The organism is Promicromonospora kroppenstedtii DSM 19349, from assembly GCF_000515355.1.
In the GTDB taxonomy this organism is placed as follows: domain Bacteria; phylum Actinomycetota; class Actinomycetes; order Actinomycetales; family Cellulomonadaceae; genus Promicromonospora; species Promicromonospora kroppenstedtii.
Genome location: NZ_KI911661.1, coordinates 165 through 1,742, shown reverse-complemented (window position 1 = coordinate 1,742; position 1,578 = coordinate 165). Strand labels below are relative to the sequence as shown.

Here is a 1,578-nt window from a genome sequence, read left to right as displayed (position 1 = left end):
GCGAGGCGGGCCCGGGCGGGACGGGAGCGCGCCGGACGGGAGCGCGCCGGACGCGCCGTCGTCCGCCGACGTCGTCACCATCCGCGACCTCGTCAAGGAGTACCGGGTGCGCGGGCGCGGCGGGGTGCTGCGCGCCGTCGACGACGTGTCCTTCTCCGTGCCGCGCGGCGGTACCACCGCTCTGGTGGGCGAGTCCGGCTCGGGCAAGACGACGGTCTCGCGCATCCTGCTCGGGCTGGAGGCCCCGACGTCGGGCGAGGCGCTCGTGGACGGCCGCAGCATCTCGGGGGCGGGTCGCGCCGAGCGGCGCGCCCTGCGTCGCCGGGTGCAGCCGGTGTTCCAGGACCCGTACGCGTCGCTCGACCCGACCCACACCGTGGAGCGGGTGGTCGACGAGCCGCTGCGGATCTTCGGCATCGGCGACCGGTCCTCGCGCCGGGCGCGGGTTGCCGAGCTGCTGGACCAGGTGGCGCTCCCCCGGGACGTCGCTCACCGGCACCCGGGCGCGCTGTCCGGCGGGCAGCGCCAGCGCGTGGCGATCGCGCGGGCACTGGCCCCGGGGCCGGAGCTGCTCGTGCTCGACGAGGCGGTCTCCGCGCTCGACGTGCTGGTCCAGGAGCAGATCCTGGAACTGCTGGCTGACCTGCAGGAACGCCTCGGCGTGTCGTACCTGTTCATCAGTCACGACCTCGCGGTGGTGCGCGGCATAGCGGATAATGTGGTGGTGCTGCGGCAAGGCCGCGTCGAGGAGCAGGGGTCCGTCGACGACGTGTTCCACTCCCCGCGGGCCGCCTACACCCGAGACCTGCTAGGAGCCATCCCCGGTGCCGCTTTCGCCCGATGAGCCCGTGCTCCCTGCCATGGTGCGGCCCTCCGTGCAGGACGCGATCCGGCGCGACATCATCGCCGGGGTGCTCACCCCCGGCGCACGCGTGACCGAGGCCTCGCTGGCCCAGCGGTACGACGTCTCGCGGGTGCCGGTCCGGGAGGCCCTGCGCGGCCTGGCGAGCGAGGGGTTCATCGACTCCCGCCCGCACGTGGGCTCGCGGGTGGCCCCCATCCCGGTGCACGACGCCGACGACCTGTTCGCGGTGCGGGAGGCGCTGGAGGTGGCCACCGCGCGGAGCGCCGCCCGGCGGGCGGCAGCGCTCTACTCGGGCGACGAGAGCCCCGAGGACTGGTGGCGCATCCGCCGGCAGATCGCCGCCCTGCTCGACGCCGGGGACGCGCACGTGGCCGAGGGCGACCTGGACCCCCTGGTCGGGATCAACGACCAGATCCACATCGCGGTCGCCGAGCTCAGCGGCAGCGCCACCCTGACGCAGCTGCTGCGGCAGCTCTCGTGGAAGATCGAGTGGCTCTACGCAGCCGACATGCAGTCGCGCGGCAAGCGCCTCTGGCCGGACCACCGGGTGATCGTGGGCGCCATCGACGCCGGCGACGGCGAGCGGGCCGCCGCCCTCATGGCCGCGCACGTGCGGGAGTCCCGGATCGGCTACCTGATGCGGTACGACGTGCCGGCGCCGAGCTCGGACCCCGAGGTCGCCGAGGCGGTCGCCCGGCGCTCGGCCGAGCGGG

Annotated in this window: 2 protein-coding genes; both read left to right on the top strand. The window is 75.1% G+C overall.

Annotated elements, in window-relative coordinates; translation table 11 throughout:
- On the top strand, window positions 1-844 hold an 844-nt coding region (locus PROKR_RS11630; RefSeq protein ID WP_157602021.1), incomplete at its 5' end, for an ABC transporter ATP-binding protein.
- Between the two features lie 4 nt (window positions 845-848).
- On the top strand, window positions 849-1,578 hold a 730-nt coding region (locus PROKR_RS11625), incomplete at its 3' end, for a GntR family transcriptional regulator (protein WP_245605798.1).